General features: G+C 69.4%; 21 protein-coding genes and 2 pseudogenes. 13 read left to right on the forward strand and 10 right to left on the reverse strand.

Annotated features, from left to right (window positions below; genetic code table 11):
* Positions 1–50 precede the first annotated feature (50 nt).
* Both ACIQU3_RS21355 and ACIQU3_RS21360 read left to right on the forward strand, forming a co-directional pair.
* Positions 51–824, forward strand: coding sequence for a HEAT repeat domain-containing protein (locus tag ACIQU3_RS21355; RefSeq protein ID WP_403927098.1), 774 nt, complete (start codon positions 51–53; stop codon positions 822–824).
* Positions 818–1,855, forward strand: a complete 1,038-nt coding sequence (locus ACIQU3_RS21360; RefSeq protein WP_403927101.1) for a MerR family transcriptional regulator — start codon at positions 818–820, stop codon at positions 1,853–1,855. Before ACIQU3_RS21355 ends, ACIQU3_RS21360 begins: the two co-directional genes overlap by 7 nt.
* 77 nt (positions 1,856–1,932) lie before the next feature.
* On the opposite strand, the pseudogene ACIQU3_RS21365 reads toward ACIQU3_RS21360, so the two are convergent.
* The 3 genes and pseudogenes from ACIQU3_RS21365 to ACIQU3_RS21375 form a co-directional block, all read right to left on the reverse strand.
* Positions 1,933–2,323: pseudogene (locus ACIQU3_RS21365) on the reverse strand (IS701 family transposase); the annotation flags it as partial.
* A 69-nt stretch (positions 2,324–2,392) separates the two neighbouring features.
* Positions 2,393–3,787: an alpha/beta hydrolase family protein gene (locus ACIQU3_RS21370; protein WP_403927103.1), complete on the reverse strand. Its 1,395-nt coding sequence runs from the start codon at positions 3,785–3,787 to the stop codon at positions 2,393–2,395.
* Between the two features lie 83 nt (positions 3,788–3,870).
* On the reverse strand, positions 3,871–4,323 hold the full coding sequence (locus ACIQU3_RS21375; RefSeq protein WP_403731413.1) for a hypothetical protein: 453 nt from the start codon (positions 4,321–4,323) through the stop codon (positions 3,871–3,873).
* Between the two features lie 6 nt (positions 4,324–4,329).
* Here ACIQU3_RS21375 and ACIQU3_RS21380 point away from each other — a divergent pair, with 6 nt between their 5' ends.
* Positions 4,330–4,968, forward strand: a complete 639-nt coding sequence (locus tag ACIQU3_RS21380; protein ID WP_403731416.1) for a hypothetical protein — start codon at positions 4,330–4,332, stop codon at positions 4,966–4,968.
* A gap of 94 nt (positions 4,969–5,062) precedes the next feature.
* Here the strand turns inward: ACIQU3_RS21380 and ACIQU3_RS21385 are convergent, their stop codons facing one another.
* Together ACIQU3_RS21385 and ACIQU3_RS21390 are read right to left on the reverse strand one after the other, a co-directional pair.
* Positions 5,063–5,398, reverse strand: a complete 336-nt coding sequence (locus tag ACIQU3_RS21385) for a hypothetical protein (protein ID WP_403731420.1) — start codon at positions 5,396–5,398, stop codon at positions 5,063–5,065.
* A gap of 537 nt (positions 5,399–5,935) precedes the next feature.
* Positions 5,936–6,514, reverse strand: a complete 579-nt coding sequence (locus ACIQU3_RS21390) for a hypothetical protein (protein ID WP_403731423.1) — start codon at positions 6,512–6,514, stop codon at positions 5,936–5,938.
* Positions 6,515–7,000: 486 nt separating this feature from the next.
* On the opposite strand from ACIQU3_RS21390, the gene ACIQU3_RS21395 reads away from it, so the two are divergent.
* Positions 7,001–10,075: an NACHT domain-containing protein gene (locus tag ACIQU3_RS21395; RefSeq protein ID WP_403731426.1), complete on the forward strand. Its 3,075-nt coding sequence runs from the start codon at positions 7,001–7,003 to the stop codon at positions 10,073–10,075.
* Between the two features lie 382 nt (positions 10,076–10,457).
* Here ACIQU3_RS21395 and ACIQU3_RS21400 read toward each other — a convergent pair whose 3' ends face one another.
* A complete protein-coding gene (locus tag ACIQU3_RS21400) occupies positions 10,458–10,934 on the reverse strand; it encodes a hypothetical protein (RefSeq protein ID WP_403731430.1) in 477 nt (158 codons plus the stop codon).
* A gap of 514 nt (positions 10,935–11,448) precedes the next feature.
* On the opposite strand from ACIQU3_RS21400, the gene ACIQU3_RS21405 reads away from it, so the two are divergent.
* Both ACIQU3_RS21405 and ACIQU3_RS21410 read left to right on the forward strand, forming a co-directional pair.
* Complete coding sequence (locus ACIQU3_RS21405) at positions 11,449–11,940, forward strand: sortase (RefSeq protein ID WP_403731433.1); 492 nt, start codon at positions 11,449–11,451, stop codon at positions 11,938–11,940.
* A 103-nt stretch (positions 11,941–12,043) separates the two neighbouring features.
* The gene (locus ACIQU3_RS21410; RefSeq protein ID WP_403927105.1) at positions 12,044–12,733 is read left to right on the forward strand and encodes a class F sortase; all 690 of its coding nucleotides are present in this window, start codon (positions 12,044–12,046) and stop codon (positions 12,731–12,733) included.
* Positions 12,734–13,939: 1,206 nt separating this feature from the next.
* On the opposite strand, the gene ACIQU3_RS21415 is transcribed toward ACIQU3_RS21410, so the two are convergent.
* Positions 13,940–16,729 carry an AAA family ATPase gene (locus ACIQU3_RS21415; RefSeq protein WP_403927108.1) on the reverse strand — a complete coding sequence of 930 codons (2,790 nt, stop codon included), beginning with the start codon at positions 16,727–16,729 and terminating at the stop codon, positions 13,940–13,942.
* A gap of 135 nt (positions 16,730–16,864) precedes the next feature.
* Between ACIQU3_RS21415 and ACIQU3_RS21420 the strand changes: the two genes are divergently transcribed.
* The 3 genes from ACIQU3_RS21420 (at position 16,865) to ACIQU3_RS21430 (ending at position 19,345) form a co-directional block, all read left to right on the forward strand.
* Positions 16,865–17,482, forward strand: a complete 618-nt coding sequence (locus ACIQU3_RS21420; protein ID WP_403731442.1) for a TetR/AcrR family transcriptional regulator — start codon at positions 16,865–16,867, stop codon at positions 17,480–17,482.
* A gap of 304 nt (positions 17,483–17,786) precedes the next feature.
* Entirely contained in the window at positions 17,787–18,740 is a 954-nt protein-coding gene (locus tag ACIQU3_RS21425; protein WP_403927110.1) for a hypothetical protein, read from the forward strand.
* Between the two features lie 65 nt (positions 18,741–18,805).
* The gene (locus ACIQU3_RS21430; protein WP_403731449.1) at positions 18,806–19,345 is read left to right on the forward strand and encodes a hypothetical protein; all 540 of its coding nucleotides are present in this window, start codon (positions 18,806–18,808) and stop codon (positions 19,343–19,345) included.
* A 124-nt stretch (positions 19,346–19,469) separates the two neighbouring features.
* Here the strand turns inward: ACIQU3_RS21430 and ACIQU3_RS21435 are convergent, their stop codons facing one another.
* Positions 19,470–20,246 carry a calcium-binding protein gene (locus tag ACIQU3_RS21435; RefSeq protein WP_403927112.1) on the reverse strand — a complete coding sequence of 259 codons (777 nt, stop codon included), beginning with the start codon at positions 20,244–20,246 and terminating at the stop codon, positions 19,470–19,472.
* Positions 20,247–20,310: 64 nt separating this feature from the next.
* Positions 20,311–21,084 carry a calcium-binding protein gene (locus ACIQU3_RS21440; protein ID WP_403927114.1) on the reverse strand — a complete coding sequence of 258 codons (774 nt, stop codon included), beginning with the start codon at positions 21,082–21,084 and terminating at the stop codon, positions 20,311–20,313.
* A gap of 494 nt (positions 21,085–21,578) precedes the next feature.
* On the opposite strand from ACIQU3_RS21440, the gene ACIQU3_RS21445 reads away from it, so the two are divergent.
* The 3 genes from ACIQU3_RS21445 (at position 21,579) to ACIQU3_RS21455 (ending at position 24,477) form a co-directional block, all read left to right on the forward strand.
* Positions 21,579–21,887 carry a biotin carboxylase N-terminal domain-containing protein gene (locus ACIQU3_RS21445; RefSeq protein WP_403927117.1) on the forward strand — a complete coding sequence of 103 codons (309 nt, stop codon included), beginning with the start codon at positions 21,579–21,581 and terminating at the stop codon, positions 21,885–21,887.
* 1,158 nt (positions 21,888–23,045) lie between these two features.
* Positions 23,046–23,210 (forward strand): hypothetical protein, encoded by a 165-nt coding sequence (locus tag ACIQU3_RS21450; RefSeq protein ID WP_403927120.1) that lies wholly within the window; start codon positions 23,046–23,048, stop codon positions 23,208–23,210.
* Positions 23,211–23,919: 709 nt separating this feature from the next.
* Positions 23,920–24,477 carry a hypothetical protein gene (locus ACIQU3_RS21455; protein WP_403731467.1) on the forward strand — a complete coding sequence of 186 codons (558 nt, stop codon included), beginning with the start codon at positions 23,920–23,922 and terminating at the stop codon, positions 24,475–24,477.
* Between the two features lie 162 nt (positions 24,478–24,639).
* Here the strand turns inward: ACIQU3_RS21455 and ACIQU3_RS21460 are convergent.
* Positions 24,640–25,439: pseudogene (locus tag ACIQU3_RS21460) on the reverse strand (IS5 family transposase).
* 152 nt (positions 25,440–25,591) lie between these two features.
* On the opposite strand from ACIQU3_RS21460, the gene ACIQU3_RS21465 reads away from it, so the two are divergent.
* On the forward strand, positions 25,592–26,113 hold the full coding sequence (locus ACIQU3_RS21465; protein WP_403927123.1) for a hypothetical protein: 522 nt from the start codon (positions 25,592–25,594) through the stop codon (positions 26,111–26,113).
* Positions 26,114–26,790 lie beyond the last annotated feature (677 nt).

A 26,790-nucleotide genomic window follows, 5' to 3' on the forward strand; every position in this document is an offset into this window, starting at 1 on the left:
AGGAGGTGGTCCCGATCAACCCGACCGACGCGAACTCGCAGAACACCCGTGTGACCGATGCCCTGGGAGCTGACGACTCGTCGGTCCGGCTTCGGGCGGCCCTGGCGGTCGGCTCGAACCCCGACCCCTTGTTCCTGGAGACGCTCGTCGAACGGTGTGCGGTCGAGCCGGACTTCTTCGTACGAGACATGCTCTCCTGGGCGCTGACCCGTCTCCCTCCGGAGATCAGCCTGCCGCGGATCCGCCAGGAGCTCGACTCCGAGCGTCCCCAGGCCCGCAGTCAGGCGCTGCACACACTCTCCAAGATCGGCAACACGGGCACGTGGGCCTGGATCACCCGCGACCTGCTGCGGGACGCCGATGACGAGGTCGCGCGGACGGGGTGGCGCGTCGCGGTCGTCCTCGTGCCCGAGAACGAGGAGAAGGACCTGGCAGCCGAGCTGGTTCTGCAGCTCGGCCGTGGCGATCGCGATGTGCAGCTGAGTCTGAGCCGGGCCCTGGTGGACCTCGGTGACGTGATCGGCCCCTCACTGGAGAGGGCCGCGGCGAGTACCGCCCCGGCGGTGGCCGCGCACGCCCGCGCCACCGAGCTGCTCCGGCAGAACCCGGAGACCGATTTCGACGCGGCCCTCGACGAGGCGAAGCGCGTGGTCGCACTCGGCCCGGAACGAGCCGCTGCCGTCGCGGCGGCGTCGGCACGCACCGAGCCCCCAGAGTGCGCCCGGCCCGCGAAGACCGCCGGACCCGCGGATACGACCGAGCCGGTCGAGGCCGCGAAGACCGTAGAGGCGCAGGGCGCAGAGGCGGAGGGCGCAGCTTGCTGATCGGCGATGTGGCCCGCCGCTCCGGGGTGAGCGCCCGGATGCTCCGGCACTACGACACCCTGGGGTTGGTGCGGCCCACCGGCCGCACTGTCGGTGGGTACCGGGAGTACTCGGCCGAGGACGTCCGCAGGATCTTCCACGTGGAGAGCCTGCGGTCCCTCGGGCTGTCGCTCAAGCAGATCGGGCGCGCGCTGGAGGACCCGGCCTTCACCCCGTCCGCCCTGGTCAGCGACCTCATCCGGCAGACGGAGAAGCGCCTGGCGCGGGAGAAGGAGCTGCTCGAGCGGCTCCATGCGATCGACGCGTCGACGCCCACCGACTGGCAGGAAGTGCTGCGCATCGTCGAACTCGTGCGGGAACTCGACTCGCCCAGTGCCGCGCGCAGGCAACAGGCCGTCCTGGCCCGGCCGGAGGACGTGCCGGTACCCGCCGTTCTGCTGGCCGGCGCGATCCTGACCGAGCCCGACACGCACGTCGCTGGTGCCCTTCGCTGGGCGCTCGCCCGTTCGGGGGGCGACGGCGTGGCGACACTGCGCGCCGGTGCGCACGCGGAGGACGCCGGAATCCGACGACGAGCGGTGCTGGCGATCGCCGAGATGCCCGAGGCTCCGGGCGCTCTCGAGGTGCTCACGCACGCTCTCGGGGACCTGGACACGACGGTGCGCAGGCACGCTGCTCTGGCCCTGGGCAGGCAGGGCGTGGCCACGGCCGTGCCCTGCCTCGTCAGCATGGTGGTGGAGGGCTGCAACGACGTGGACGCGGCGGAGGTTCTGGGAATGCTCTCCCTGGACCCCGGGTGCGCGGACCGGATCACGACCGCCTTGGTCGACGAACTGGCCGCGCCCACCGCGGACTCCGCGACGCGAATCCGTCTCGCCCAGGCGCTGGTCGAGCTAGCGGGTGCCACCGGGCAGGAGGTCCTGCGTCAACTGGTCCACGACGACGACAGCGATGTCGCCCTCGTTGCCACGGCGCTTGTCGGAGTTCTCAAAGAGCGCTCCCTCGAAGACCAAGCTGACGGGCATTCCTGAAAGCGGGACCTGAACGAGGGGTTAGCCGTGGCATCTCAAGAGCGCTTCCGAGGGGCTCGCCTGCTGAAGGGACAGGCAACACCGATCTGCCAGTTCCCGGTGCGGCCGGCGGCCCCGGAGCCGCCTTCGCACTCCGGCCGACTGGAGGCTCTTCAGGAAGCCGGCGTCACGATCAGCACGGCATCCGGGTCGCCGAGGTGTTCCACGACGTAGTCACGCACGTCGTCCAGGGCCTCCTCGGCGTCCTGCCCGATCCGGTCCAGCATCCGCTGGATCCGGTCCGGGCCCTAGATGACCGGCCTCTGCCGGCGTCCAGCCGTTCTCCCGCACCAGCGCAGCAATCAGTCCCGGCATACAGGTTGGAGCCGATTCACGAGGCCCCGACCTGCCGAACCAGTGTGCGAACCGCTCATGCAGGGCGGTCACTTCACCTGGGCACGACCTGACATCACCAAAGGCCGCACCCAGCACCACACCAGCGATCGACCTGGCCACCCATCACGACGAACAACGCTGCAGGGGCGCACGCCCGAGCACTCAACGGCGGAGCACGTCGGCGAGCCAGTCGAAAACGACGTCGCAGTGCTGCTGAGGGGCCATCGGGGAGCAGTGCAACTGTGCCCCGGTCGCCTTCGTCAGCTTGACGTAGTCGCGCCGCGTGCGCAGCAGGTTGTACATCTCCCGCGGCTGGCCCGGGTAGAACTGCTCGAAGTCGTAGTCCAGCACGAGCGTCGGGGCCTTGATCCTGCCGACGATCCCGGTGATGTCCAGGCCCATGGCCACCTGCGCCGGTGTCCAGATATCGGTGAGGACCTTGCCCCGGCGCGCCTGGCGCAGCGCCTTCCGGTCGAAGATCTCGAAGCGCTTCTTGACCGAGAAGGCCTCCTGCGGGCTCAGCTCCGGGACGACGTCCTCGTTCCACACCCGGTTGGTCTCCTCCTTGTCGGGTGTGACGATGTCACGCAGCGCCTCGTCGAATCCGAGCCAGGGGCTGAGGCAACCGGGCATCGCCACACAGGCGGCGAGCCGGTGCTCGAAGGCGGCGGCGCGCGGGGCGAGGTTGCCGCCCATGCTGAGGCCGGTGAGGGCGATCCGCCGGCCGTCCACGTCCTCGCGCCGCAGCAGCCAGTCGACGATCGGGGCGACCACCGTCTCCCAGCGGGTGGTGAACGGGATCTCCTCGACGAACAGCAACTGCCCCTGCCCGGGGCCGTCGTAGACGAGTGCGTTCCAGCCGCGGTCGAGGGCTGCGGGCACGCCGTAGGTCCACATGTCCACGTTCTGCCCGTCGCTGCCGTTGGTGAGGATGACAGTGGGGCGCCGCTCGGCGGGGCCGTCTGGGCGGAAGAACCACAGCGGCAGCCGGGTCCTGCCCCACGGGACCCGGGCGGTGACGGCCGCGGGCGTGCAGAGCCGGGCAAAGGTGTCCCAGGCCCTGCGCCCCGCCTTGTAGACCGCTTCCTCGTCACCGGGCTGGTCGGTGCCCAGGACGTAGAACAGCGCCTGGGCGTAGTACTGGGCCGCGCGCAGCGAGCGGAAACGGCGGGTCTGCGACGGCGTCCCGCGGTCGTCCCGGCCCACGGCCGGGGGAGCGGAGAGCCGGTCGCCCCAGGACCGGAAGGTGTCGGTGTAGGTCTGCTCGGACAGCCCCGCCGCATTGATGGCGTTGACCGCGGTCAGCACCTCGCCGACCTCGGAGGCACGCATGCCTGCCGCGCCCAACGCGAGCAACCCGGCGAAGTTGAAGCCGGGATCGGCGAAGAGCCGCATCGCTCCCGGCGTCGGATCGGGCGCCGCCGAAGGCGCAGTGGGCGCGGCGGCCGCGGTAGGAGCGGTGCTCCCGACGGCGAGCGCGCCCGCCCCCGCGGCGAGCCCGGTCAGGGCCGCGCGGCGGGTGAGGGAAGCAGGCTGGAGCGGTGTGCTTGCGATCATGCGGGGGACGCTACGACGCTCCACCCCGCGCGAAAATGTGGCGCGCCCTCACATACTCCGAACGGGCCCGCGCGCGGGCCCGGTCAGCTGCCGCACGGGGTGCGTAGGACACACTTTTTTGTCTGTACAGGGACGTTTCGCCGGGTCAGTGGGGGTGTTTCCCTGTAGCGGGTCTCTTGGGCGGTGGTCGGTGAGTTTGCTGCCTGGCCCAGGGCCTCAGGGGCGGCGGCGGGTATCAACTGCGGCTCGAGGACATCGAGCATGGCCTCGACGCGAGCTTCATCGGGAGGGCAGCTCGGGGCCTGCCCGGTGACGATGGGCGGAATGAGCCCGTCGGGCTCGCTGCACCCGTCCACGATCCGCAGGCCCGCAGCGGCCAGAGACTCCATGATCCCCATCATGCCGTCCTCGTCGATCAGCACACAGGGCAGGGCGGTGCATCGCCGCCCGTTATGGCAGACGCGCGGCCACGCGTTCCTCGACACCGCCACCACTGCAATCGCGGAATGGTTGGCGCGCCACACCTGGTAGAACACTGCCCCGTGGGTATCCAGGAACGCGAACGCAAGATGTACCGGCCGCTGCGGCGGGCCGGCCTCGAGGTGATCCCGAACGCCGTGCCGCCCGGCACGATGCCGTTCGTCTCCGGATATCGTCCCGAGGACATCGTCGGCGGCTTCTCCCACCCGTACGAAACCCCACGGCTCGTCGAGCGCCTCAACGAAGACTGGTATGACCTGGCGGTCTCCTCGGGCCTCTTCGACCACCGGCGCGAGTTCCTCGTCCTGCTTCCTCACGGCACCTACACGCACCAGGCCCTTCTGCCGAAGGAGTACCTGCACTACGGCCGCCATGTCCCCTCACCGGTCTGGACGCGGGTCCGGCTCCTCGACCGCTGGGACATCATGGGCCGGGGTGCGGCTTCGGCCTTCCTCGGCATACGTGCGGGCCACCCGGGGTTCGCCATGATGGCGCTCGACAGCAGCGTGTACATCGGCTGCTCGACGGGCGAGATTGGTGTCGACGTGCGTGCGGTGGCCCACCCGGCCCGCTCTGAGAATATCCTGCAAGACCTGGAATGGTACGCACATGGGGACTATCCCCGCGCCGACAAGGAGTTGCAGAAGCGGATCGCTGCCTGGCTCGCGGGCCCCGGGACCGCCAGCCGCTCCGACCGATGACCACGTGGGCCCCGGCTGCGAGGCCGGCAAGGTTGTTACCAGAACACCTCCTCGGTCTCCCGGTTGTGATGCCATGCCCTCAGGGTGCGCGTGGTCACCAGCCGGTCGAGCAGTTCTCCGGCCTGCTGCGCAGAGTGCCCGCACAGCCGGGCGAGGACGTCCATGTCGCTGCTGTGCTCGATCTCGGTGGGGGAGTGGGAGGCCGGCACGAGAGCGGCCGCAGTGCGGGCGTCGTGGCCAGCAGGACCAACGGCACGGGCCGCAGCCCCCAGTCGGCAGCACGGCAGCGGGTACGGCGGCTGGGCGCCTGGTCCAGCACTGTGGCATCGAGCAGCCGCACCTGCCACGGCAGCGCACGCACGTCCGGCAGCTCCAGCCACCCGGCATGGGCCAGCTCCAGCCACAACTCGTGGTTCTGGCGCAGCCGCATGCCCCGCAACACGGCTCGCCTCAGCCGGACATGACCGCGGGTGTCGACACGCAGCGCGCACTGCAGAGCCGCCAGCAGCCGGGCGGCGGGAGAGGTGAGCCGCGCTGATCATTCTCGACACCACATCTTGTGCAACCCGATCCCGGAGGGCGGCAGTTCTGACCTGCTCCGCGCCATCCCGGCATTTGCCGGCGAACGGGTTGCCATCCCGTGGACGGTCATGGAAGAACTCGCCGCCCAGCAGGCCATCAAGCACCAGAACCAGTACAAGGCTGAGCTTCGGCCGGCGCCGCCGCGCCGAACCGGCGTCCAGCCCGACGGCCGGGCCGGGTGTCCTTCGACGGGCCCGCGTCGCGCCCGGGGCCGGAGCGGGGCCTCTCGTCGGTCGGGCGCGTGCAGCGCCGGGTTCCCGGTGGCGATGTGACGCGGCGGTGTTCCGGTAGGACAGGGGCTCGGGCGCGCGGTGGACACGGCCCCGACCCGGACCGTTCACGGCCTCTCCGGTTACGGCCTCTCCGGCCGGTCGGCCACCGTGGCTCAGACGTAGGTCATCGGGCAGCCGTGCCGCAGGGAGTACTGCGCGGCGCGCAGGTAGAGCGCCACGTAGAAGGCCGCGTCCTTGTCCTGGGCCCACGGTCCCGGCCGCATCGGGGCGGTCCGCTCCGCCTCGCCCTCCAGGAACCACAGGCTCAGTGCGAGGTTCTCGCCCGCCGGTATCGCGTCCACTGGCAGTCCGATGGCACGGGCCAGCCGCTCGGCCAGGGCGAGCACCCGCGGGGCGCCGGCGACTGCTGTCTCCTCGCCGGAGTACGCGGTGCCGACGGGGAGCACGATCTCCTCCTCCAGCGCGAACGGCACCAGCACGCTCCAGTCGAGGAGAGTCGACAGCTCCGCGTCGGTCAGCCGCGTCCTGCACAGCGCCACGAAGCCGTCCATGGACGGGCTGACCTTCTCCTCGAACCAGCCCGGTGCCTCCCGTGCGGCCTGCCGCGGCTCGTAAGGGGGCAGCCCCCGCCGCTCCAGCTCGGTGTTCAGCGCGGCGGCGACGTCCCCGTACCCGTCCTCACCCGGCTGCGACCAGTCCTGCGCGGCGACACTCACCAGATAGACACCCATGATCGCAACGTACCTGCCGCCACCGACAACGTCCCGGCCCCTCGTGACAACCAGCGGACAGGCTTGGCGAGTTCCGTCGCGGAGGCTGCAGGCAATCGGCCAACCAACGCAGCTCCCACCCAACCAGTCGGAGACGCCCCAGGCGGCGGAGAAATAGTCGTGCGCCTTCGACTCTGTGATGACCGGATCTTCCCGGCCCATCCACTCCCATCCACCGTCTGTCCTGCGGATGCCTCTGCGCAGGCCTCCGCTGTCGTCTCGGCGCCAACGAGTTCCTGCACCCCACGTGTTTCGACCCGGCAGCCATGGTGCTTGTCTGCCGGGGGCGCGCGAGGGCTGGGAGCAAAACCGGACGCTCAATCCGCCCGGAGCCGCTTTCGCCGCATCCCGCGCCCGGCACGGAAGTTGGTGATCCGCTGATCCCGCCGGGGCTGCCGTGACACGATGCTGACCTTGGGTGCGCGGGCGATCACGGGGGGTGCGACAGTGTCGCGCAGGCTGCTTTCGTTCGGGGACGCGCTGGTGCTCCTCGGGCAGGATCCCCCCGCGACGGCCACCGTGGACCGGGCGGTCGGCGGCGCGCTGAACCTGGCCACGGGCGGCCTGAGCGGCGAAGTGCTCGGCATGCTGGGCGAACGCGGACGCATCCTGGGGCTGGGCCGTGCGGCGGCCCGGAGCCTGGGGGACCGCCTGCGCGGCGCCGACGGGCGCGCGGCGCGCACCCGGCTGCTGGAGGCGGCCCACACGGTCATCGTCGTGCTGGCATTCTTCGAAGTGCTCCAGGAGACGGAACTCCCCTTCCCCTGGGACGACGTACGCCTCACCCACCGGGAACAGATGCGGCTCGTGGCCGGCCAGCCGCCCGCACCGGAGGGGCTGGCGCAGACCCTGGCCCAGGTCGACGCACCCTGCCCGGCCCCGCACCTCCCCTACGAGGACACCCTCGTCGCGCTCGGGCAGTGGTACGAGTCCCTGGGCGGCCGCATCACGCACTTCCTGGAGGGACTCGACCTGTGGGCCCGGCTGCCGAGCCGTGAAAGGCAGGCGGCCACGGAAACCGTGCACCGGACCCTGCCGCGCCGCGCGGTGGAGCGGTACGAGGAGCTGTACCGCCGACTCGTCCAGGAGGCACCGGAGTTCCTCTACTGGACCGGTCAGCTGGAGCACCAGGCCACGAGGGCCGAGCTGCGCCGGGCGCTCGCGCAACTGGAACATATCCTGGCGTCCTCCGCTGCTCTTGACCACCCCCCGGAGCATGCGGCGCAGGCGCTGGCACGTGCCCACCAGGCGGCGCTCGGCCGCCGCATCCTCGCCGCCGACTCGCCTCCCGAAGGCATGAGCATGCCCACCCTGGACGAGGTCTACCTGGACCCCGACTTCAGGGTGCGCGCCGTCGGCGACCGCGACAACCCCGCCGACGAGGGGTGGTGGGGCGGGATACCAGTACGCAGCGACCTGACGGACTATCTGGCCGGCGCCCTCACCTCACCGGGTCTCTGGGACGTTCCGCTGCTGGTGCTCGGCCAGCCGGGCGCGGGCAAGTCCGTCCTCACCATGATCCTCGCGGCCCGACTGCCCGCCACGGGCTTCCTGCCCGTGCGGGTGGCGCTGCGCGATGTGCGGGCCGACCACGACCTCCAGGACCAGCTGGAACAGGCCGTGCGCGACGCGACGGGGGAGCGGGTCGGCTGGCCGGAACTGGTCCGTTCGGCCGGGACGGCGGTTCCCGTCCTGCTGCTGGACGGCTTCGACGAACTCCTGCAGACCACCGGAGTGCGGCAGAGTGACTTCCTCACACGCGTCGCCCGCTTCCAGGAGAGGGAGCGCGAACAGGGCAGGCCTGTACTGGCGTTGGTGACCAGCCGGACCGCGGTCGCGGACCGGGCCCAGCATCCGCCCGGCACGGTCGCCCTCCGGCTCGAACCCTTCCAGCCGGACCAGATCAGGGTGTGGATCCAGCAGTGGAACAACCGCAACGCCCGCAGCCTCCTCGCCCGTGGACTGTCCACCCTGAGCTGGGAATTATTGGCACCGCATCGCAAACTGGCCGAACAGCCCCTGCTGCTGACCATGCTCGCCCTCTTTCACGGCGCCGGAAACGATTTCCAGGGCGAGGACGGCCGTCCCCTGGACGAGGCCGAACTCTACGAGGCTTTGCTGATCTCGTTCGCACGGCGAGAGGTGCGCAAGAGCGCCGGGGGCGCCCCCTGGGACAGCCAGATCGACGAGCGCGTCGAAAGCGAGTTGCAGCGGCTGTCGATCGTGGCCTTCTCCATGCTCAACCGCAGACGCCAATGGGTGTCCAGCAAGGAACTGGAGGACGACCTCGGAGCCATCTACGGACACTCCGAGGAACGGTCGGACAGCTTTCGCAAGCCGCTGGACCAGGCCGAGGCCGCGCTCGGCCGGTTCTTCTTCGTCCAGCGGGCCCAGTCCATCCGGGACGGGGAGCGGCTGTCCAGCTACGAGTTCCTGCACGCCACGTTCGGCGAATACCTCGCCGTGCGCCTGGCGGTCCAGCAACTGGTACGGCTCCTCGGCCATCGGCCCGCCCTGCTGCGGAGCGCGGAGCCCCTGGACGACGACCTCCTCTACGCCCTGGTGTCGTTCGCGCCCTTGTTCTCACGGCAGATGCTGAGATTCGCGCGCGCGTGCGTCGCCCGGCTCTCGGCGGAGGAGCGGGAGCGGATCGCCGACCTGGTGGTGCGCGTGCACTGGGAGCGGAGCCGGGAGGAACGCAGGGACAAGCAGTCGTACCCGACGTACAGCCCGCGCCGCATGCGTGTCTCCTCGCGGCATGGCATCTACAGTGCGAACCTCGTCATGCTGGTCGTCCTGCTGACCGGCCAGACGACGGCGGCAACCCTGTTCCCCGCCGAGGACGACCCCGGTGAGGCCTGGCATGCCCACACACTGCTGTGGCGCGCCTCGCTACCGGAAGTGGAGTGGGCGGACTTCGCCCTTGCCCTGAACGTCAGTCACGTCAGGAACGCTGCGGGCCGGGACCTGCACATCCGCCTGCGGCAGGAGGACGACAACGCACGCCCCGAAGTCGTCGACGCCCACTGGATGTACCAGGTGCCACCACGCGAGGCAGGGCATGTGACCTGGCACGTCGCCTACTGGGACGACATGTGGCACAAGGCCCGTCTCGCTGCCGGGACGACCGAAGGCGTGCTGCTCCAGGTCGCTCAGCCGCTGCTGGAGTCGCTGGGGCCGCTGGTTACCACCTTCAACGGTGGCGGGGGCCGTCCCGCGACCTCCGTCGTGCACGACCTGCTGCGGCTCTGGCTGGACGCCGGGTCGGCACTACCGGACGAGGAAGTCAGACTGTTGTACGCGCGCGTCGCCGAAGGAGTCAACACCGCCGGGCCCGACGTCACGGTGGGTCGGCGTCTGCTGCCCCTGCTGTGCGACCTGGTCGACCGGGACCGCGACCGGCTAGGCTCCCACGCCCGCCCCATCGTGGAGGCCCTGGTCTCCTGCCTCCCCGCGGAAGTGAGGGAGCACATGAACAGACACCACGCCGACCTGTTCGGCCTTCCCCCGGCCCAGCCGTGATCACGACGGACCCAGCCGTGCGGACCGCGCGCCGCACTGCCCGCGCACCCATAAGAACGCCCGCACCGACGGCACGCACATCGACCTGAGCTATGGCTGCACCGAGTCAGGCCGCACTGGTGAGAGAGACCCAAGTGGACGGGAAACCGCACGCCAGAGCAGAGGCACAGCAGCGTCCAGGTCACGCAGCACGCCTTCCACCTAGGCGGGCAGCCCAGCGAGTGCTCCGACCCTGAGCACCACCCCCTGCTCGGCAACGCCCTGTTCAGTTCACTGAGAATCACAATGCGAAGACGGCTGTGACCTGCTGTTTCTCTCTGAAGGTGGAGTGAGATTTCCTCCGCGCGACTCGCCACCCCCAATCGGCACAGAAGAGACCCAGCTACGACGGCCAGATGACTGTGCTGTCACGCACCGCCAACGGCTCGGGCCGGTGCTCTTCGCAGAACCGGGTCCATCCCAGGTGGAGGCTGCCGTCGTGGCGCCGGTGAGAGTCATCGACCTTGGTCGCCAGCCAGCTGAGGAGTTCGCCAATGCGTTCGAACTCATCGGGGTGGATCTCCTGTCGGCTGGTCAGAGCCCAGGTACCGAGCGAAGTCTTCTGCCTGCGCAGCAGGATCGAGACAAGTGCGCCATCCACCTTGGATGCCTCGCCGCTGCCACCCAGAAGAGGATAAGGATCGTCCTCGATGACGAGGTTTCCGTGATCATCCACCACCGCAAATGGGAACTCGGTGACGATACTGAGGGTTTCCGGCTTGCGGCCCAGCCCGAGGTGCCATCGGAGCTCGGCGACTTCCCCCTCCGACAATTCGTCGCGCAGCTCCAGAGTGAGCATGAGTTCAAAGATGTCAGCCACAGCCGCACACGCTAGTACTCACGGCTGACAGTCCGATCTTTGTCAGCTGGTGGACCTCCCCGCGTGGACGGGCAGTGGGGCGGGCGGCCTGGAAACCATCGTCCCTGCCGGGCTTTTCGTCTGTGCGGGGTCAGCACGGTTGTGGTGAGTTGGTGGATGCGGCCGGGTGGGCAGCGTGGAGGGTGTGCTCGGTTTGTGACGCTGTCGGTCCGGCCGGGCGGGCCTCGATCGCGGGACCCGCTCGTCGCGGCCCCGCCGGCCACCGCCCGGCACACGACCCCGGCCGTGGGACTTCGTTAGCCTGTTCGCCGACCCTTGACATTCTCTCCGCCGCGGCGGCGGCGACTTCCGTGACCTGCGCAAATGATCGCGTGCGGGTGATCAGTACCGCTGCCCGGGCGACTCAGGTGCCACCCGTCGTGTTGCGGAGGTGACGGAGCGTCGGTTGCCTCGTCAGTGACGTACAACGAGACGCCGTACAGGCCGGCCGGACGCTCTTTCACTGGAGGATTCCTTGGGCAACACACGTATTGGCATCGGTATCGGCTTGGTGGTCGGTGCCCTGGCCTTGCAGATTCCGGTCGCCGCCGCCGCGGACGGCTCCGGTCTCGACATCAGGTCGCGGGGCGCCTCGCCCGGATCCAAGGTCACGGTCTCCACCGCGGCCTGCGGCGACGGTGTGACCTACGGCAAGGGCGAGTCCGAGGTGGCGGGGAAGTTCCATCTCTTCGAGGGCGAGAGCAAGGGTGTGCTGACCGGCGAGTTCACGTTGCCGGAGGGGACCTTGCCGGACACCGACACCATCACCGTCAAGTGCCCACCCCGCACCAAGATCACGGATTCGTACGAGCTAGGGAAGCGCCAGCCCGACGGGGCCGTCGAAGCCGGATTCGGAAGTCCCCGGGACTCGGCCCTGCAGCTCGCCCTGGGCGGAGCGCTGGTCACCGCGGCTGCCGCCGGGTGGACGGTGAGGATGCGTCACCGTTCGAGTGCGAACCGCACCTGACCGCCCTCCCACCCCCCCGCCTCACGGCACCCCGGGCCCCCTTCGCCCCGGAGGCCGTGAGGCGGGGACACCCACCTCACGGTACGCAAAAGGCACCACCGCGATGACATCCAGACACGACGACAGCGCTTCCCCGCCCCCGTGCATCCCGTCGGTCAGGCTTCTGACCTGGACCCTGGTGGTGGGTACGGTGTTGATGACCGGCGCACTGCACGACGGACAGCCGCCGCAGCCCTCGGCGGGCCAGGCCTTCTCCGCCCCGGCGGCCCCCGCGGCCCCCGCGGCCCCTTCGGCCGGCCGCACCGCCGCGGCCGACTCCGCCATGCAGCCGCTGCGGCCCTCCGAACCCCTGCGGATCCGGATTCCCGCCATCGAGGTCGACGCCCCACTGACGAACCTGAGCCTGGACTCGGCGGGGGCGCTGCGCCCCCCGCCCGCCGACGAGCCCGACCTCGCCGGCTGGTACGGCGGGGGCACGACGCCCGGCTCCGTCGGCACGGCTATCACCGCGGGGCACGTGGACCTGCGGACCGGCAGGCCCGGCGTCTTCTACGGCCTCGGCGCCCTGGCCAAGGGCAACACGATCGAGATCGACCGGGAGGACCGGCGCACGGCCGTCTTCACCGTCGACGCCGTGGAGGTCTACGCCAAAGACAGCTTCCCGAGCGAGAAGGTCTACGGCGACTCCGAGCGGGCCGAGCTGCGGGTGATCACCTGTGGGGGCGGTTACGCCGAGCACACCGGATACCGGGGCAACGTCGTGGTCTACGCGACGCTCACCGCGGTGGAATAGCGCCATAAGAGGCCGACGGTGCGATGCGCCGGTTCGGTGACGGTAGGTGGGTGCCAGTGACGGCGCGTCAGAAGCAGGTCCTGTCCCTCGACCACGACCAGGGCTCCCGATGCATACCGCGTACGGCTGGCCGACCGCGCCTGTACGCTGCCCGACCTGGTCCCTGCGGACAGCGGCCTGCCCGACGCCCACCGCGCCACGGTGGCAGCCACCTGGTCCCTGTCCATCGAACACGCTGACCGGCTCCGCCCCACGGGCCTGGCCCGCCCCATGCTCCACCTGGTGGCCCTGCTCGACCCCAACGGCATCCCCCTGGGCGCCCACCGTCCTGACCTCGCCCCCAGCCCTCGCCTGCCTCACCGAACAGCGCACCCCCGACGGTGGCACCGACCTCGATGTATCCCCGCGCGCGGTAGGGGTGGACGAGGCGACCGACACGCTGCGCTGCCTGCACCGGCTCAGCCTGGCCGACCACACCCCCAACACCCCTCACCAGGCGGCGCGCGTCCACAACCTCGTCCAACGTGCCACCCGCGAAGCCCTGAGCCCCGCCGCACGTGACATGGCGGCCCGTACCGCAGCCGGAACGCTCTCGTCTACGACGGCCCCGGGCAGGGGCGGTTGCTGTTCGTCGGGGTCCCGCGGCCGTGGGCCGGGACGACCACCTGCGCCGGCGCCCTGTATGACACCCGCCCCGCGAACCGTCCCCCGCACGCGGTGTCGCTCGCCGCGCCGCGTACCTTGCCGTTCCCGGCGAAGGAGCTCCACTGCGTCGCCGCCGTTCGCGGTCGCGACGACCTCGATGTCCTCCGAGGCGCCCAGGATGAGTCGGAAGCCCGAGCGGACCAGTGCCTCGCCGTCCACCACCACTACCCGGCTCACGCGCGCTCCGCCTCACCTTCCTTCATGCCGTCGGGCCCATGTGCCTCGACACCGAGGCCATGCGGAGACCCGGCGGTCCGAGGGGCGGCAGCTCCAGCCATTGGGGTCGTACCCACTCATCGGCAGGGACATCACCGCCTCTGCTCGGCTTCGTCGCGTCCGTCACCGTCCTGGCCACCCTCTGGTCCCGCTTCTTCCGGCGGGGGCCGCTGGAACGGCTGACGGGCAGGGGGACCGGGATGGCCCGGCGTATTCAGTGACAGCAGTCCGAAAGCAGCACGGGCCCGAGTCGGTTTCGAGTCCGGCGCGGCGGCCAACCGGGGATCATGTGCCGGAACCGGTGCCGGCTGCGGACCAGCGGATCAGGTCGGCACGCGAGGTGATACCCAGGCGCTCGAAGATGCGACGCAGGTGATAGTCGACGGTGCGGGGGCTCAGGTACAACCGGGCTGCCACCTCCTTGTTGGTCGCGCCCTGGGCTACCAGCCGGACGATCTGGTGCTGACGGGAGGTCAGTGTTCCGGACCGGACTTCAAGAGCAGGGGACTCGTCCTCCGCGGGATCCCAGTCGTCCCCGGTGGCGCGCAGCTCGGCCCGGGTCCGCTCGAGCCACAGCCGCGCTCCGTGCCTGCGGAAGATGTCGGCTGCTTCCCGGAGCTGGGCGCGGGCGTCCGAGCGTCGGCGCTCACGGTTGAGGTACTCGCCGTAGAGCAGGCCTGTGCGGGCCAGTTCCAGTTCCCGATCGCCGATCGGGTGCAGACGCAGAGCGCACCGGAAGTGTTCCTCGGTGTCGCCGGTTTCCAGCAGCGCGCGGCACCGGGCCGCCAACGCGGTCGGCCACCCACGGCCGATCGCCTCCGCCCAAGGAGCGAAAGTCGTCGCGGCGCGCTCCGCCCGCGGCCGGTCCCCGGCTCGGACCGCGGCCTCCACGTAACTGGGCACCGCCTCGATCGCGACACCGGGATGTCCGAGCCTCGTGCGGGCGAGTCGGCGCAGCTTGGCAGCAGCCTCGGCCCAGTCTCCGGAGGCGAGATCCAGGTGGGCCAGTCCCCACAGGCCAAGGGCGGAAGCGAGGCCCAGGCCGTGCGCCTGCGCTTCGCCGACGACGCGGTCCGCGTACTGCCCGCAGGCCGCCGAGTCTCCGGTGATCCCGGCCGCGAGCATCAGTATCCCCATCAGATTGCGGACGCAGTTGAGCTGGCCGGTCTCGCGGGCGAGCCGCAGTGCCTCGGCGGCGGTGAGCGTCGCGGCTTCCGGTCCGCTCAGCCAGCATTCCGGGTACGCGAGGTACTGCATGGCGTGCGCCATCGTGGGTGTGTCACCTGCCGTGCGTGCCAGCGTCACCGCTCGGGTGGCCAGCGCACGCGCGCGGGCATCGTCGGCGATGAACAGCGCACCGTGCGACGCCCAGGCGAGCAGGAGAGGATCGTCGACCTGCGCCGCCGTGTCGAGACGCTCACGTAACCGGGGCACCGCGGCCGAGAGCCGGCCTTGAAGCGAATCGGCGACCGCAAGCAGAACATCGGCGGCCAACCGGCTCGCCGGCTGTTCGTGTCCCGTGCTGTTCAGCACCGCCAGCGCACGCCGGCCGGCCTGCACGGGCAAGGCCGCGTTTCCCGCGTACAGGCCTGCCTCCCCCGCTGCCACCAGCGCCTTGACGGCCAGCGACGGGTCCTCACCGGCCAGCAGGTCGGCGGCGGTCAGGAGTCCGTCGCAGGCATCCGGCGCAGGGGCGTGCTGGAGGGCGATCACGCTTTTCAGGTAGGTCATGTGTCCCCGTAGGGATGGCTGATCGCTGCCCATCAGCGGCTCCGCGCGTTCCAGTAGCCGGACGGCGCGCCGCGGGTGCCCGGCGTGTCGGCAGCAGTCGGCCGCGGCCACCAGGCGGCTTCCCCGGGGGCCGTCTTCCGGGGTCAGGTGGGCCGAGCGTTCCATGAGCTCTGCCGCGTGGGCCGGGCTGCCTTGCCGACGGGCGGTTACGGCCTGACGTTCCAGCTCGTCGGCCAGTTCGGCGTTGGGCTCCGACAACAGGGCGGCCTCGTGCCGGCAACGACGATCGTCGTGGGTGTCGGTGAACGCTCGAGCCAGCATGTCGTGCGCCCAGTGCCGTTCGGCGAGATCCGCTCCCTGGTAGATGGCCCGGCCGAGATCGTCGTGCCGGAAGGAGATCACGGTGTTCGAGACAGTGATCAGACCTGCGGTCTCGGCCGGTTTCAGGGCCGACGGGTCGATGCTCGTCCGTTGGGCGACACGCAGGAGTGTCTGGGGGGCCAGGCCCGGTTCCGCTGCCAGCAGCAACAGCAATCTCCGGCAGTCGCCGGGAAGCCGGCTCAATTCGGTGAGCCGGCGGCGCGCCAGACGAGGTGCCAGGGGCAGGGGGTCGGGCAGGCGGGACACCTGGCTCAGTTCCGCGGGTGTGAGCGTCCGCATCAACTCCAGCATGTTCAGGGGATTGCCGCCCGCTGCGTGGAGGAGCACCTCGCGAACCGGGAGCGCCACCGGAGAGGACCGGATCCGTGCGATGAGCCGCAGGCAGTCCTGGTCGGGCAGGCCCGCCAGACGGAGCACCGGCACCCCCGACACGGCGGCGCACCCGTCGCTCTCCGTCCCGGCCAGTATCAGGACCCGCTCGGTGCTGATCCTGCGGGCTACGAAACCGAGGGTGTCACGGGACTCTGCGTCGACCCAGTGCAGATCGTCCACGCCGACCAGCACCGGACTGCGGCCGCTCGCCCTGCCCAGGAGCGCCAGAACGGCGACGCCGATCAGCGATCGGTCCCCGGGCGACGGGACGTGCCCGAGCAGCAGCCGCTCCAGCACCTCACGGGAGCGCGCGGGCAGTTGAGGGATGTCGGAGGCCAGCGGCCTGACCAGCCGCTGCACCGCTCCGTACACCAGGTCCTGTTCCGCCGGTACCCCGTCGGCCCTGACAGGGCGGAAGCCACGGGCCAGGTGGGAGGCGTACCGGAGCAGCGCGGTCTTGCCGATTCCGTGGTCACCGGTGAGGAGCAGGGCGCCGCCGCCTGCTCCGCGGCAGGCTTCGACCGCCGCCGCCAGCTGCCGGCGCTCGGCCTGTCTGCCGATGATGTGGGGTTGCTCGGTGCCGTACGTCATGACGCACGCCTCCCGGCTCGACGCCTCAGGTCGAGAATAATGACTATTCTCGAGGGTGAGCGCAATACTGGTGCGGCCCGAAGTGCCTTTCTGTCAGGGCCTCTTGGAACCTCGCTGCGCGGTTACGCTTGGGTCGTGGCAGAGCCTGATTCCCTCTCAAGGCAGTGCGGTCCCGAGATCCGTGACCGGCTGATCGAGGCAGCCGTTCACGAATTCGGAGAGCAGGGTTACGACCGTGCGCGGGTACAGGACATAGCCCGTCGTGCCGGGCTCTCCACCGGCGCGATCTACGGCAACTTCCGGAACAAGGCCGAACTTCTCGCCGAGGCGGTCGATCGCGGTCTGGCAGCTGCCGCGCGCAGGCTGGTCGAGGCAGTCGACCGCGGGGCGGCCCCCACCGACCTGCTCGAGATGATCACCACCGACCTCTCCGACCCCCGCCGGCACACGTGGGCGCCTCTGGTCAGTGAGGCGCTCGCCGCCGCGCGGCGGGACGACGAGGTCGCCCGCAGGGTCCACGCCGCCTTGCGCAGGGCGGAGGCCAAGCTGACGGACCTGGTCGAACTCGCCCAACAGGACGGCTCACTTGCCCCCGAGGTCGACAGCGCGGCCTGCGCCCGCCTGGTGCTGTGTGTGTCCCTCGGGGGTGACGTTCTCACCGCCTCGGGCCTCGAGGGCCCGGACCGCAAGGCGTGGAGCGCATTGGTGCACAGGCTCTTCGCCAGGCTGGCCTCGGCCCGGAGCAGCGGCTGAGTCACCCTGCATCACCGCCGCGAACCGGTGAAGTCGCCGGTGTTGCGCCAGTCCCAGGGGCGAGTATCTCGAGTAGACGCTGGTCAGCAACTCAGCGGGAACCTCCCCGTTTTTCACCGCGGCGGGGACCGGTTGACAGCGGAAAGGCCGCCCGTCACTCTACGGTCAGCCAAGCGGGGCAATTACCTGCGAGGGGACCCCTCGATATGCGCTGCCCGCACTTCAGGGCATCTCCTGTCCTCGCGATGTGGTTTCCGTGCGTTCCGGCCGATTCGGAAGAATTTCTTTCCGGCAAGGAGGAAACATGTTTCAGCGAAAATGTGCGTTGACCGCCGTCATCGTCGCCGCGGCACTGGCGGCCGGCGCCGTGCCCGCGGCCGTCTCCGCAGCCGCTGCCGCCCCTGACACAGGGCGGCAGCACCGCGGCCCGCAGGTCACGACCGTACGATACGGGCCGTTCACCATCCCCGCCGCGTCGGGGCACGACCACGGGGAGTCGGGAAACCGACTCTCCCTGAATGTCCAGAAGCCGTGCGACGACTGCTTCATCACGGGATTCAAGCCCAATCTCGTCTACGCGGACGGGTCGAACGCCAACGTCAACACCGGGCCAATGTTGCATCACATGGTGATGGGAAATCACTGGAAGAACGACGTCGTGTGCAACGGTCCACAGCGAATATTCGCCTCCGGCAACGAGCGTGTGGAAAGTGTCCTGCCCTCCGGATACGGCATCAAGGTCGGAGGGGGTGAGCGGTGGAACATGCTCTACGACCTGATGAACCACGCCCCCCAGAACAAGACGGTCTACATCTCCGTGACGTACACCCATGAATCCGCCACTGGTTCGCGACTCGAACCGGTGACACCGATCTGGATGGACGCGGGCGGATGCCTCGGCAGCACGTACGACGCTCCCGAGGGAGTCAGCGAAAAGACCCGGCGGTGGCGATCCACGATCTCCGGGACACTGGTGCACATGCGCGGCCATCTCCACCACAGCGGTCACTCGGTGCGGACCGAGAACCTCACCACCGGCAGGCTCCTGTGCGACATCGTGGCGGAGGAAGGCGGCAGCCCCGAGTTCATCGACCTCCACGGACACACCGAGATCTCCAACATGCCGCCCTGCAGCGGCGACTCCCTCGGCGCGATCCACCGAGGGGACGTCCTGCGCATCACCAGCAGGTACGAGATCGACGGGCACTCGCACGACGACGTCATGGGGATCATGGCCGGCTGGGTGGCCCGGAACTGATCCGCCTCGAGCAGGCGGTGGGGCGCGGGAATGCCGTCCCACCGCCTCACCACGGAGGTGATCGCATGAATCCCGGACGGCCCCGCAGACCCCCGCACAGCCGTACGCTCATCGTCGCCGACCTGCTCATCTGTCTGGCGTGGGCGGGCAGCGTGGGGGCGGCGGCACAGGTGGAGGCCGGTCCCGCGGTGCGTACGGTCGCGCTGTTCCTCCATCTGGGGGCGCTGGTCCTCGGACTGGGCTCAGTGCTGACCGTCGACTACTACGGAATGCTGTGGCTGCTGGGGAGGCGGAGCCTGCGCCAGTCACTGGAGTTCGCCGGCCCGCTGCACGTGCCCGTGTGGACGGGGCTGGCCGGCCTGGTGCTGAGCGGAATCGTCCTCGATCCCGACCCACGGGCTCCCCTTACACGGGTGAAGCTGGTGCTCGTCCTCCTGATCGCGCTCAACGGAGTGCACGCGCAAGCTCTGCACCGCACCCTGGGCGACCAGGTGAGCGCCCGGCCCCCGCGGCGGCTGCTGGTGCGTGGAGTGATCTCGGCGGTTCTCTCCCAACTAGGGTGGTGGGGGGCCGTCGCGATCGGTTTTCTCAACAGCCAGTCATGACCGGCGGGAACTGCATAGCAGTCGTTCATCACCGGCTGTCATCCTGCCGCCGGACAGCCGCTACGGCTGTCCGGCGACGCTTCCACTCGATGAGTAGCGCCGTACTGGGGAAACGAGTGGTTGATCAGGGGCAGTTGACGGCTGTGTCGCCGGTGTCGCGGTTGCAGGTGTCGAAACCGAGGCCGCCGTCGAGGCCGTCGTTGGCGATCACGTTGTCCACGCCGTTGAGGGTGTCGCTGCCCTCGCCGCCGATGTGCGTGTCGTTGCCGCGGCCTCCAGTGAGGGTGTCGTTGCCCTGGGCACCCTCAAGTGTGTCGTTGCCGTCGTCGCCGTTGAGAGTGTCGTTGCCGGCATTGCCGTAGATGGTGTCGTTGCCGGCCAGCCCGGAGATCGTGTCGTTGCCGGGGCCGCCGTTGATGGTGTCGTTGCCCGGCGTCGCCCGCAGGCCAGTGGCATCCGGGTCGTCGCCGACGAGCCGGTCTGCCCGGGGACCGCCGTTGAGGCGGTCGTCACCCGCACCGCCGATCACCGTTCCGGCGGCTTCCAGGTTCGGGGAGATGCTGACGCTGTCATCGGAGTCGTTGGCGTTGACCCGTATAGAGGCGACAGGCAGCGGACACTCCGCCGTGTGCGTCCCCGTCGACTGACACGGGGCTACGGCGGACACGGTGTCCCCCGCGTCCGTCACCACGACAACGTTGCCCTGACGTCGGATGGTGATGTCATTCGCCACACCCTGGGCGGCCGTGATGCTAAGGGTGTCGCCCACCTCCTGCACGACCGTGGTGCCCGCCAGGCTTCCGCCGGGGCCCGCACCGGGCGCGGCGGAAGCGGCGGTCAGCGGAGCGCAGGTGAGTGCGCCGAGGACCACCACCGTGGTGCAGATTCCTTGTGTTCTCATCGGTGCCCGCCTTTCGTGTTGTCTCGCCGTGTACGGGTACTGGCGTGCCGCTCACTCACGCTGGTCAGGGGCATCCGCTGACGTTGTCGCCCAAGTCGGCGCGGCAGTCGTCCACGTCAGCTCCGCCTTCGACGTAGTCGTTGCCGCCGACGTTGTCCACGGTGTCGATGGTGTCCCGGCCGTTGCCACCCTCGGCGTAGTCGTTGCCGGCGCCGGCGACGATGCGCTCGTTGCCGCTGCCGCCGTAGATCACGTCGTTGTCGGCACCGCCGTCCACGATGTCCGAGCCGCCGCGTCCCTCGATGGAGTCGTTGCCGGAACCACCGAAGATCCTGTCCGCCTCGGCTCCACCGGTCAGGGTGTCGTTTCCCGCGCCGCCGGAAAGGAAGTCGGATCCCTCGTCGCCTTCGAGGGTGTCGTTGGCGGATCCCCCGTAGAGGTTGTCGTTGCCGGCACCACCGACGAGGGTGACGCCGAGGGCCGCCAGCGAGGAGGTGACGGTGTCGTCCTGGTCGCCGGCGTTGACCACCAGTTCGGTCGTGTCGGCGGCCCTGCAGGCGACTTCGGTCGTGCTGATGGCGGTGCAGTCGCCGGACGGTGCGACCGTGTCTCCGGTGTCTCTGATTCTGATGTTGCTGCCCGACTGCCAGACGCTGATCGTGTTGCCCCGGCCGACCCCGGCGGTGACCGTGATCGTGGTGCCGGTCTTGTTCACCAGCGTCGTGGCGAAAAGATGTGGCGTCGGTGCGTCGGCCGCGTGGGCCACGCCAGGGAGCCACAGAGTGAAACCGCACACCGTGGCCAGAAGTGCCCCGGTGCGATGGTGCGTTCTCTTCATGACCTGCTCCTGAAATAGGGCGTTGAATGTCGATCTCGCAACTGTGCGCAGTGCTTCCCGGCCGAGAACTCTGTGTTCGCTCTCAGGAGCGCTACCTTTTGCGGTCTGCCGACCGCGCCGGGACCTGATAACCGGCTCCGGCGGAGTACCGGGGGAAAGGGTGTGGCTGCAAGCGTCGAACGTTCGGTGCGATCTACCCCGGCGCGACACCCGAATGTCCTGCTGCGTTCAATAGCCTGAGTCCGCGCTGACTCCTCCCGTACCGCCATGGCCGACGCCTGCTCTGCCGGTCATCGGCGCTGGTGCTTGGGCACCCAGAGCATGTCGGGATGTGAAGCCGTGCTGAAGCCGAATTTGCGCCATTGCCGAACACAAGGGTCTCCGCGCGTGGAGCGTCGCCCTGGCCGGGAATGGGATCACCTGGGGCGTGCCCGCCGTTTGACTTGCATGTGCCCCAGAGCTGTCAATTAGCGATTCATTCGTACCGCATTCAATTGATCGCGGTACGGGTGATCCGCGCAGCCCACGAGCTGGACCTGCCGATTGTGGCGCTGCGCTCCCGCGACGAGGCGAACGCGCTGCACGCCCGCATGACCGATGAGGTCGTGGTGTTCGACGGCGAGGAGTCGGGGGGGCAGCGGTCGGGTGTGCGTGCAGCGAGCCGGTCGACCTCGCTCTCCAGGCGGCCGCTGGGAGCGCGTGCGGGATCCGTTGTGGCGAACTACCGGGCGACGATCTCCAGGCCCTCAATGGAGGCGGCGTCGGGCGGGGTGGTGTCGGCCATGGAGTGGGTGAGCTGGTGAAACCAGTGCGCGCCGCCGGGTCCGGCTCTCCCGGCCGGTCGGCAGCACCGTGTGTCAGTGAGACCCACCGCCATGCTGTGGATGAGGACACGTCAGAACTCGGCCGCGTCCGGGCCTGCACGCCGAGTCGGAGGCATCCGCAAGGGGAAGAGCGAAGGGCCGTCGCGGTGTACCCGCTCTCACGGCCTACGCGCCGACCGTTGCCAAGTCCACCGCGCAGTTGGGCGCGTCAGCGGCAAGCCAGGTCGTCGAGAGCCGCCCGGCGGCATCACTGCTCGGTCGCCCCAAGGGTCCGGTCGGCCGTCGCGAAGCGGTGTTCCGTCGGCTTCTGCACGTCATAGAGGTGGCTGAAGTATTCCGTCTGTGCGGTTCCGGGAGCACCGCCAGGAGAAACGCGAGACACCCCATGTGGTGGTGCTCCCACAGGGGGCCGCGTCCCTCGTTGTACAGCACAGTCCCGTCGTCGGGGGCATGCCCGGGCCGCGCCAGCCAGTACAGGAACGCTCCTGCGCCCTCCTCGAATGCCCACGACAGGACCCTCGCCCCGCCTCCTGCAGGCCAGCCGGCTTGCCCTCGAACTCCCACAGGTCAGCCAGCATCTCCTCCCGTTCCGTCGCCTGTGCGTGCAGGAGTCGTCGTAGGCGGAGTCGGGGGTGATCAGCCAGATCGTCTCGTCACTTTCTTAGCTCCAGTTGGAGACGAACCGCCCAGGTTGGGTGCGTTGCCTGATCATGAGCACGCCACATAGGAAAGGGGCGGCACGACACATACCAGGAACGTCTTGCCCTCGGTTCGTGGGAGGGCAAGACCGAACGGACATGTGTTGTTCAGAAGGTCTAGAACCAGAAGGAAACACACTCTCTCGCGGTTAGCCGTCGGCACAGCGGCCATGGTGCTGTTCAGTGCCAGCGGCGCGGCCGGGACGGCCCAGGCGGCTCCGACCACCCAGCCCGACCCCAACGCCGCTCCCTCACCCCAACCTGCTGCCGGGCCGGAGAAGGACACGCGGACGGCTGCCGCAGGAGCGCGGCCGGTGTCAGGGAAGAGCCCGACGGCTGCGCCTCTTTCGCGGAATGCTGCGCCTGGCGGGTTCCAGCGGGTGACGTCTCAGAAGGTCCAGCTCAAGAACAAGGTGACCGACGCCGACGGGACAAGTCGATGCTGACGTTCGAGGTGTGGACCCCGGATGCGGCAGGCAAGCCGCTGAAGAAGGTGAGCATCGCCGACAACCACTGGGGGGGGATCGTCTCCCCATATGTGGCGTCGGGGACGACGGTCACCGTGGATGTGCCGGCGGGCAAACTGACGCTGAACACGAACTGAAACGGTTGGCGGTCAGGCAGAGGACCTCCTCGCCCTCGCAGGGCACCATCGACTCGACCTTGCCTTGGAAGCCGGTCGCCCAGGTTGACATGCCCCAGTCCTCCAGGACGTAAATCCACTCACCGCACGCGCCGTACATGACGCGGTTGAGATGAGGGGAGATCCCGCCCGGCTGCCCGGCCGGCGCGCGCAGCTCCCTGCACGGGGTGCGCGCGGCTAACTCGAACGAGGTCAGCGCCCAGGTTGATGAGGAATTCGTCCGTCTCCAAACCACGGGCCAGGGTCAGCGAGATGCCGCCGAGCACGCCGGGCACGGTTGATGAAGGGGTGTGGTGGTGTGCGCTATCCACGCAATGCCGTCACTCATGGCGGTCAGGCTATCGGCCAGTCTTGGCCGCGACGTGGTACCGGCACAGTACCGCAGCCACCTCGTGGAGAGCTGTTTCGCCGGGACCGGCCTGGGCATCGGACCCACCTGAGTAACGAGACGACACCGCGAGTTCAGTCTCGGTATCGCGGCGCCGGACCGCCCGTGGTGCGCGTCTTGCACGTCTGCCCGGTGAGCGCGATGGAAGAGTGGGTTCCGACGACCGGCCGGCCGAGTCACCGGCGGGGCGGGCGCCGATTCTCCCCGACTCTTTGAACCGACAGGACCTCGCCGTTGCGCCTCTACGCCCAGACTCCCGTACGCCGGAACCTCCAGGTGCTCGTGGACCTGACCTCCGTGGCCCTGATCGCTACCACGGTGTGGGTGGCCCTCTTCGTCCGGGACACGATCATGCTGTTGGCCGAGCCGGGGCAAAAGGTTGAAAGCTCTGGACACGGCCTCGCAGATGACCTCGGGAACGCAGGGGACGCGGCGTCGAACGTACCGTTCGTCGGCGATGTCCTGCAGAAGCCGCTGCAATCCGCGGCCGACGCCAGTGCCGGTTTCGCGGATGCCGGCGCATCGTTTCAGGAGACCGTCACTCAAATCGCCGATGCGGCCACCACGGCTCTCATTGTCGGCCTGGTGCTCCTGATCCTGATGCTGTGGCTGCCCTCGCGTCTGCTCTGGATTCGTCGCAGCATGATCGTCCGTCGCCTCGCCGACGCGCCGGGCGGTGCGGACCTGCTCGCCCTGCGTGCTCTCACCGGTCCGCCAGCCGCCCTCGTCAAGTTGCCGACCCCGCCCGGTGGTTTCGCCGACGCCTGGCGTCGACGTGACCAGGAGGCCATCGCCATCCTCAGCGCGGCCGCCCTCGCACACACGGGCCTGCTTCCCTGACGGACGCCTCCGAGCAGGTCCTCCGTGGGCAAGCGCCAGACATCTCCGGACGAATCGACGACGAACCACACCTCAGCCAACGTCGCCGACCACACTTCCCGGCACACCGCACACTCACAGAATGTGTTGCCGCCACCCTAACCGGCGCACTAACAGGTCATCTCATTTGGTGAGTCGGCGGTAGCAGATGAGGGTGCGGGCGATGCTGGTGAAGTCCAGGAAGTGGCCGGCTTTGCGTTCGTAGCGTCGGTGGAGGCGTCGGCATCCGGCGAGCCAGGCCATGGTGCGTTCGATAGTCCAGCGGTGCCGGCCCAGCCGCTGGCTTGAGTCCGTCCCTTTGCGGGCGATCCGGGGCGTGATGCGGCGGTCGCGTAACCATCGCCGCAGGTGGTGGTAGTCATAGCCTTTGTCACCGTGCAGCTTGCCGGGCCTTCGCCGCCGTCGACCGCGGCGGGAGCGGATCGGCGGTATGCCCTGTACGAGCGGGATCAGGGCCTGACCGTCGTGGATGTTGGCACCGGAGATGCCGACGGACAGGGGCAGACCGGACCGCTCGGTGATCAAGTACACCTTCGAGCCGTACTAGCCCCGGTCGACAGGATTCGGGCCTGTCAGTTCCCCCCTTTCAGGGCCCGCATGTTGACCGAGTCGAGCGCGCACCGGGACCAGTCCAGCTCGCCGCGGGCACCGAGCTCGTCGAGGACCAGGCGGTGCAGCTTGGCCCACACTCTGGCCTTCGACCACTCTGTGAACCGCCGGTGGGCCGTGGCTCCTGAGGGCCCGAACGAGGCGGACGGCAGCTGCTGCCACGTGCAGCCCGACGTTGCGACGAACACGATCGCGGCCAGCACTTCCCGATCTCCGTGGCGGCGCCGACCACCGCCTTGCGGACGGGTCGGCACCTCCGGCACCACCCGCTGGAACAACTCCCACAACTCATCCGGCACCAGCCGTTCAACGATCCCCACGGCAACAGGCTATCGAGCACGCCAAATGAGATGACCCGTAAGAGGCCGTTCGCTTTCCGAATGCCGTGTGCGGATAACGCTGGTCAGGCATGAGATTCCGGCTGTGGCGGGAGTCCTGACTCGTTGCTGATCGAGTCGGCCTGGGGGTGGCGGATGCCGTCGATGCGGGCGGTCCTGGAACGCGGCGGAAGACCGCCGCCGTGCGGGTGGAGGAGCTCGAAGCCGAACTGGAGCGGATGCGGGCGGACTTGGTGGACGCCGAGGAGGTTCTCAAGCTACGGACGATCGGCCTCGAGCGGTATCTGGAAGCGCTCGCCGAGGAGGAACAGCCGGCCGAGACGGTCGTTGGCCCGTCGCCGAGGACACCGGTGGGCCCGCGCCGTGCGGCGCCGCATCGACAGAACGCGGCCGGTGTCGAAGATCTGTCGGTGGACCACCAGGCGGTGATGGCAGCCGCGGCCGAAGCCGGGAACGACGGGCTGGGTGCCCGGCGGGCGGCCGTGGTGCCCGGCTGGGACAGCGCCTCGGCCTCACGTGTCGAGGGGGCAAGAGCACGGCTGAAGAGGCTGGTGGAAGGGGGCTGGCTGGTGGAGACCAAGCCCGGAGGGTTCGCCCTGCCGGCAGAACAGCGCACTGATGAGGCTGTGCGGCCAGGCGGCGGCTCATAAGGGCGATCATCGACCAGCGGATGACGGCTTCGCTCGTGTCGGTGCGGCCTTCGTAGTCCCTGACCAGGCGTCGGCTGCGCAGAAACCAGGCAAAGGACTGCTGACCAGCGTCAAGAAGAGCAGCGGGTTCCTTAGTTCGCCGGAACGACGGGCACCGGTCGTGACCGCGCCTGGGCCGGGCACGGTGGGGGCCCAGGCGCGTCTCTCGTAGGGCTACCTGTGCTGGATCCACCACACGATGCCCGCCACGGAGGCTGAACCCAGGGCCCAGCACGCGCCGCGAATCAGGCTAAACAGCGCGGCATGGCCCAACTTTCGGGCGATAGGCGTGGTCATGGTGACGTGTTCCTCTCCTCGGTTGGATGCCGGCCGGTGGGCCGGGCGTGGACCACGGTCCCGCGTGAACGCGGTGGCTGTCCGAAAGGGCGGGCAAGGCGGGCAATCTGCCGCTACGCTCCTGGTCATCGGCGTGCCCGCCGGTCCCGATACGGGCAGAGGAGGGCAGGCGGGCATACGGAAGGTGGCGCGAGTGGGGAAATCCGCGAAGGCCCGTGAGCTGTACGACAGGCTGCGGGCCCTAGATGTGCTGACCGGACAGGTTGGTGACGCGGCTGGCTGGGGTGTGGCCGCTGATTCCGGTGTGGGGTCGGTGGTAGTTGTACCAGTCCAGCCAGTCG

Origin of the sequence: Streptomyces sp. NPDC101110 (assembly GCF_044759525.1) — a bacterium.
Taxonomy (GTDB): Bacteria; Actinomycetota; Actinomycetes; order Streptomycetales; family Streptomycetaceae; genus Streptomyces.

Bases quoted from the DNA above. Each gene is read 5' to 3' on its own strand.
- ACIQU3_RS21435 (WP_403927112.1), bottom strand. From the start codon at position 20,246: ATGAGAACACAAGGAATCTGCACCACGGTGGTGGTCCTCGGCGCACTC.
- ACIQU3_RS21440 (WP_403927114.1), bottom strand. From the start codon at position 21,084: ATGAAGAGAACGCACCATCGCACCGGGGCACTTCTGGCCACGGTGTGC.
- ACIQU3_RS21430 (WP_403731449.1), top strand. From the start codon at position 18,806: ATGAATCCCGGACGGCCCCGCAGACCCCCGCACAGCCGTACGCTCATC.
- ACIQU3_RS21370 (WP_403927103.1), bottom strand. From the start codon at position 3,787: ATGATCGCAAGCACACCGCTCCAGCCTGCTTCCCTCACCCGCCGCGCG.
- ACIQU3_RS21415 (WP_403927108.1), bottom strand. From the start codon at position 16,729: ATGACGTACGGCACCGAGCAACCCCACATCATCGGCAGACAGGCCGAG.
- ACIQU3_RS21410 (WP_403927105.1), top strand. From the start codon at position 12,044: ATGACATCCAGACACGACGACAGCGCTTCCCCGCCCCCGTGCATCCCG.
- ACIQU3_RS21390 (WP_403731423.1), bottom strand. From the start codon at position 6,514: ATGGGTGTCTATCTGGTGAGTGTCGCCGCGCAGGACTGGTCGCAGCCG.
- ACIQU3_RS21450 (WP_403927120.1), top strand. From the start codon at position 23,046: ATGCTGACGTTCGAGGTGTGGACCCCGGATGCGGCAGGCAAGCCGCTG.
- ACIQU3_RS21385 (WP_403731420.1), bottom strand. From the start codon at position 5,398: ATGCGGCTGCGCCAGAACCACGAGTTGTGGCTGGAGCTGGCCCATGCC.
- ACIQU3_RS21425 (WP_403927110.1), top strand. From the start codon at position 17,787: ATGTTTCAGCGAAAATGTGCGTTGACCGCCGTCATCGTCGCCGCGGCA.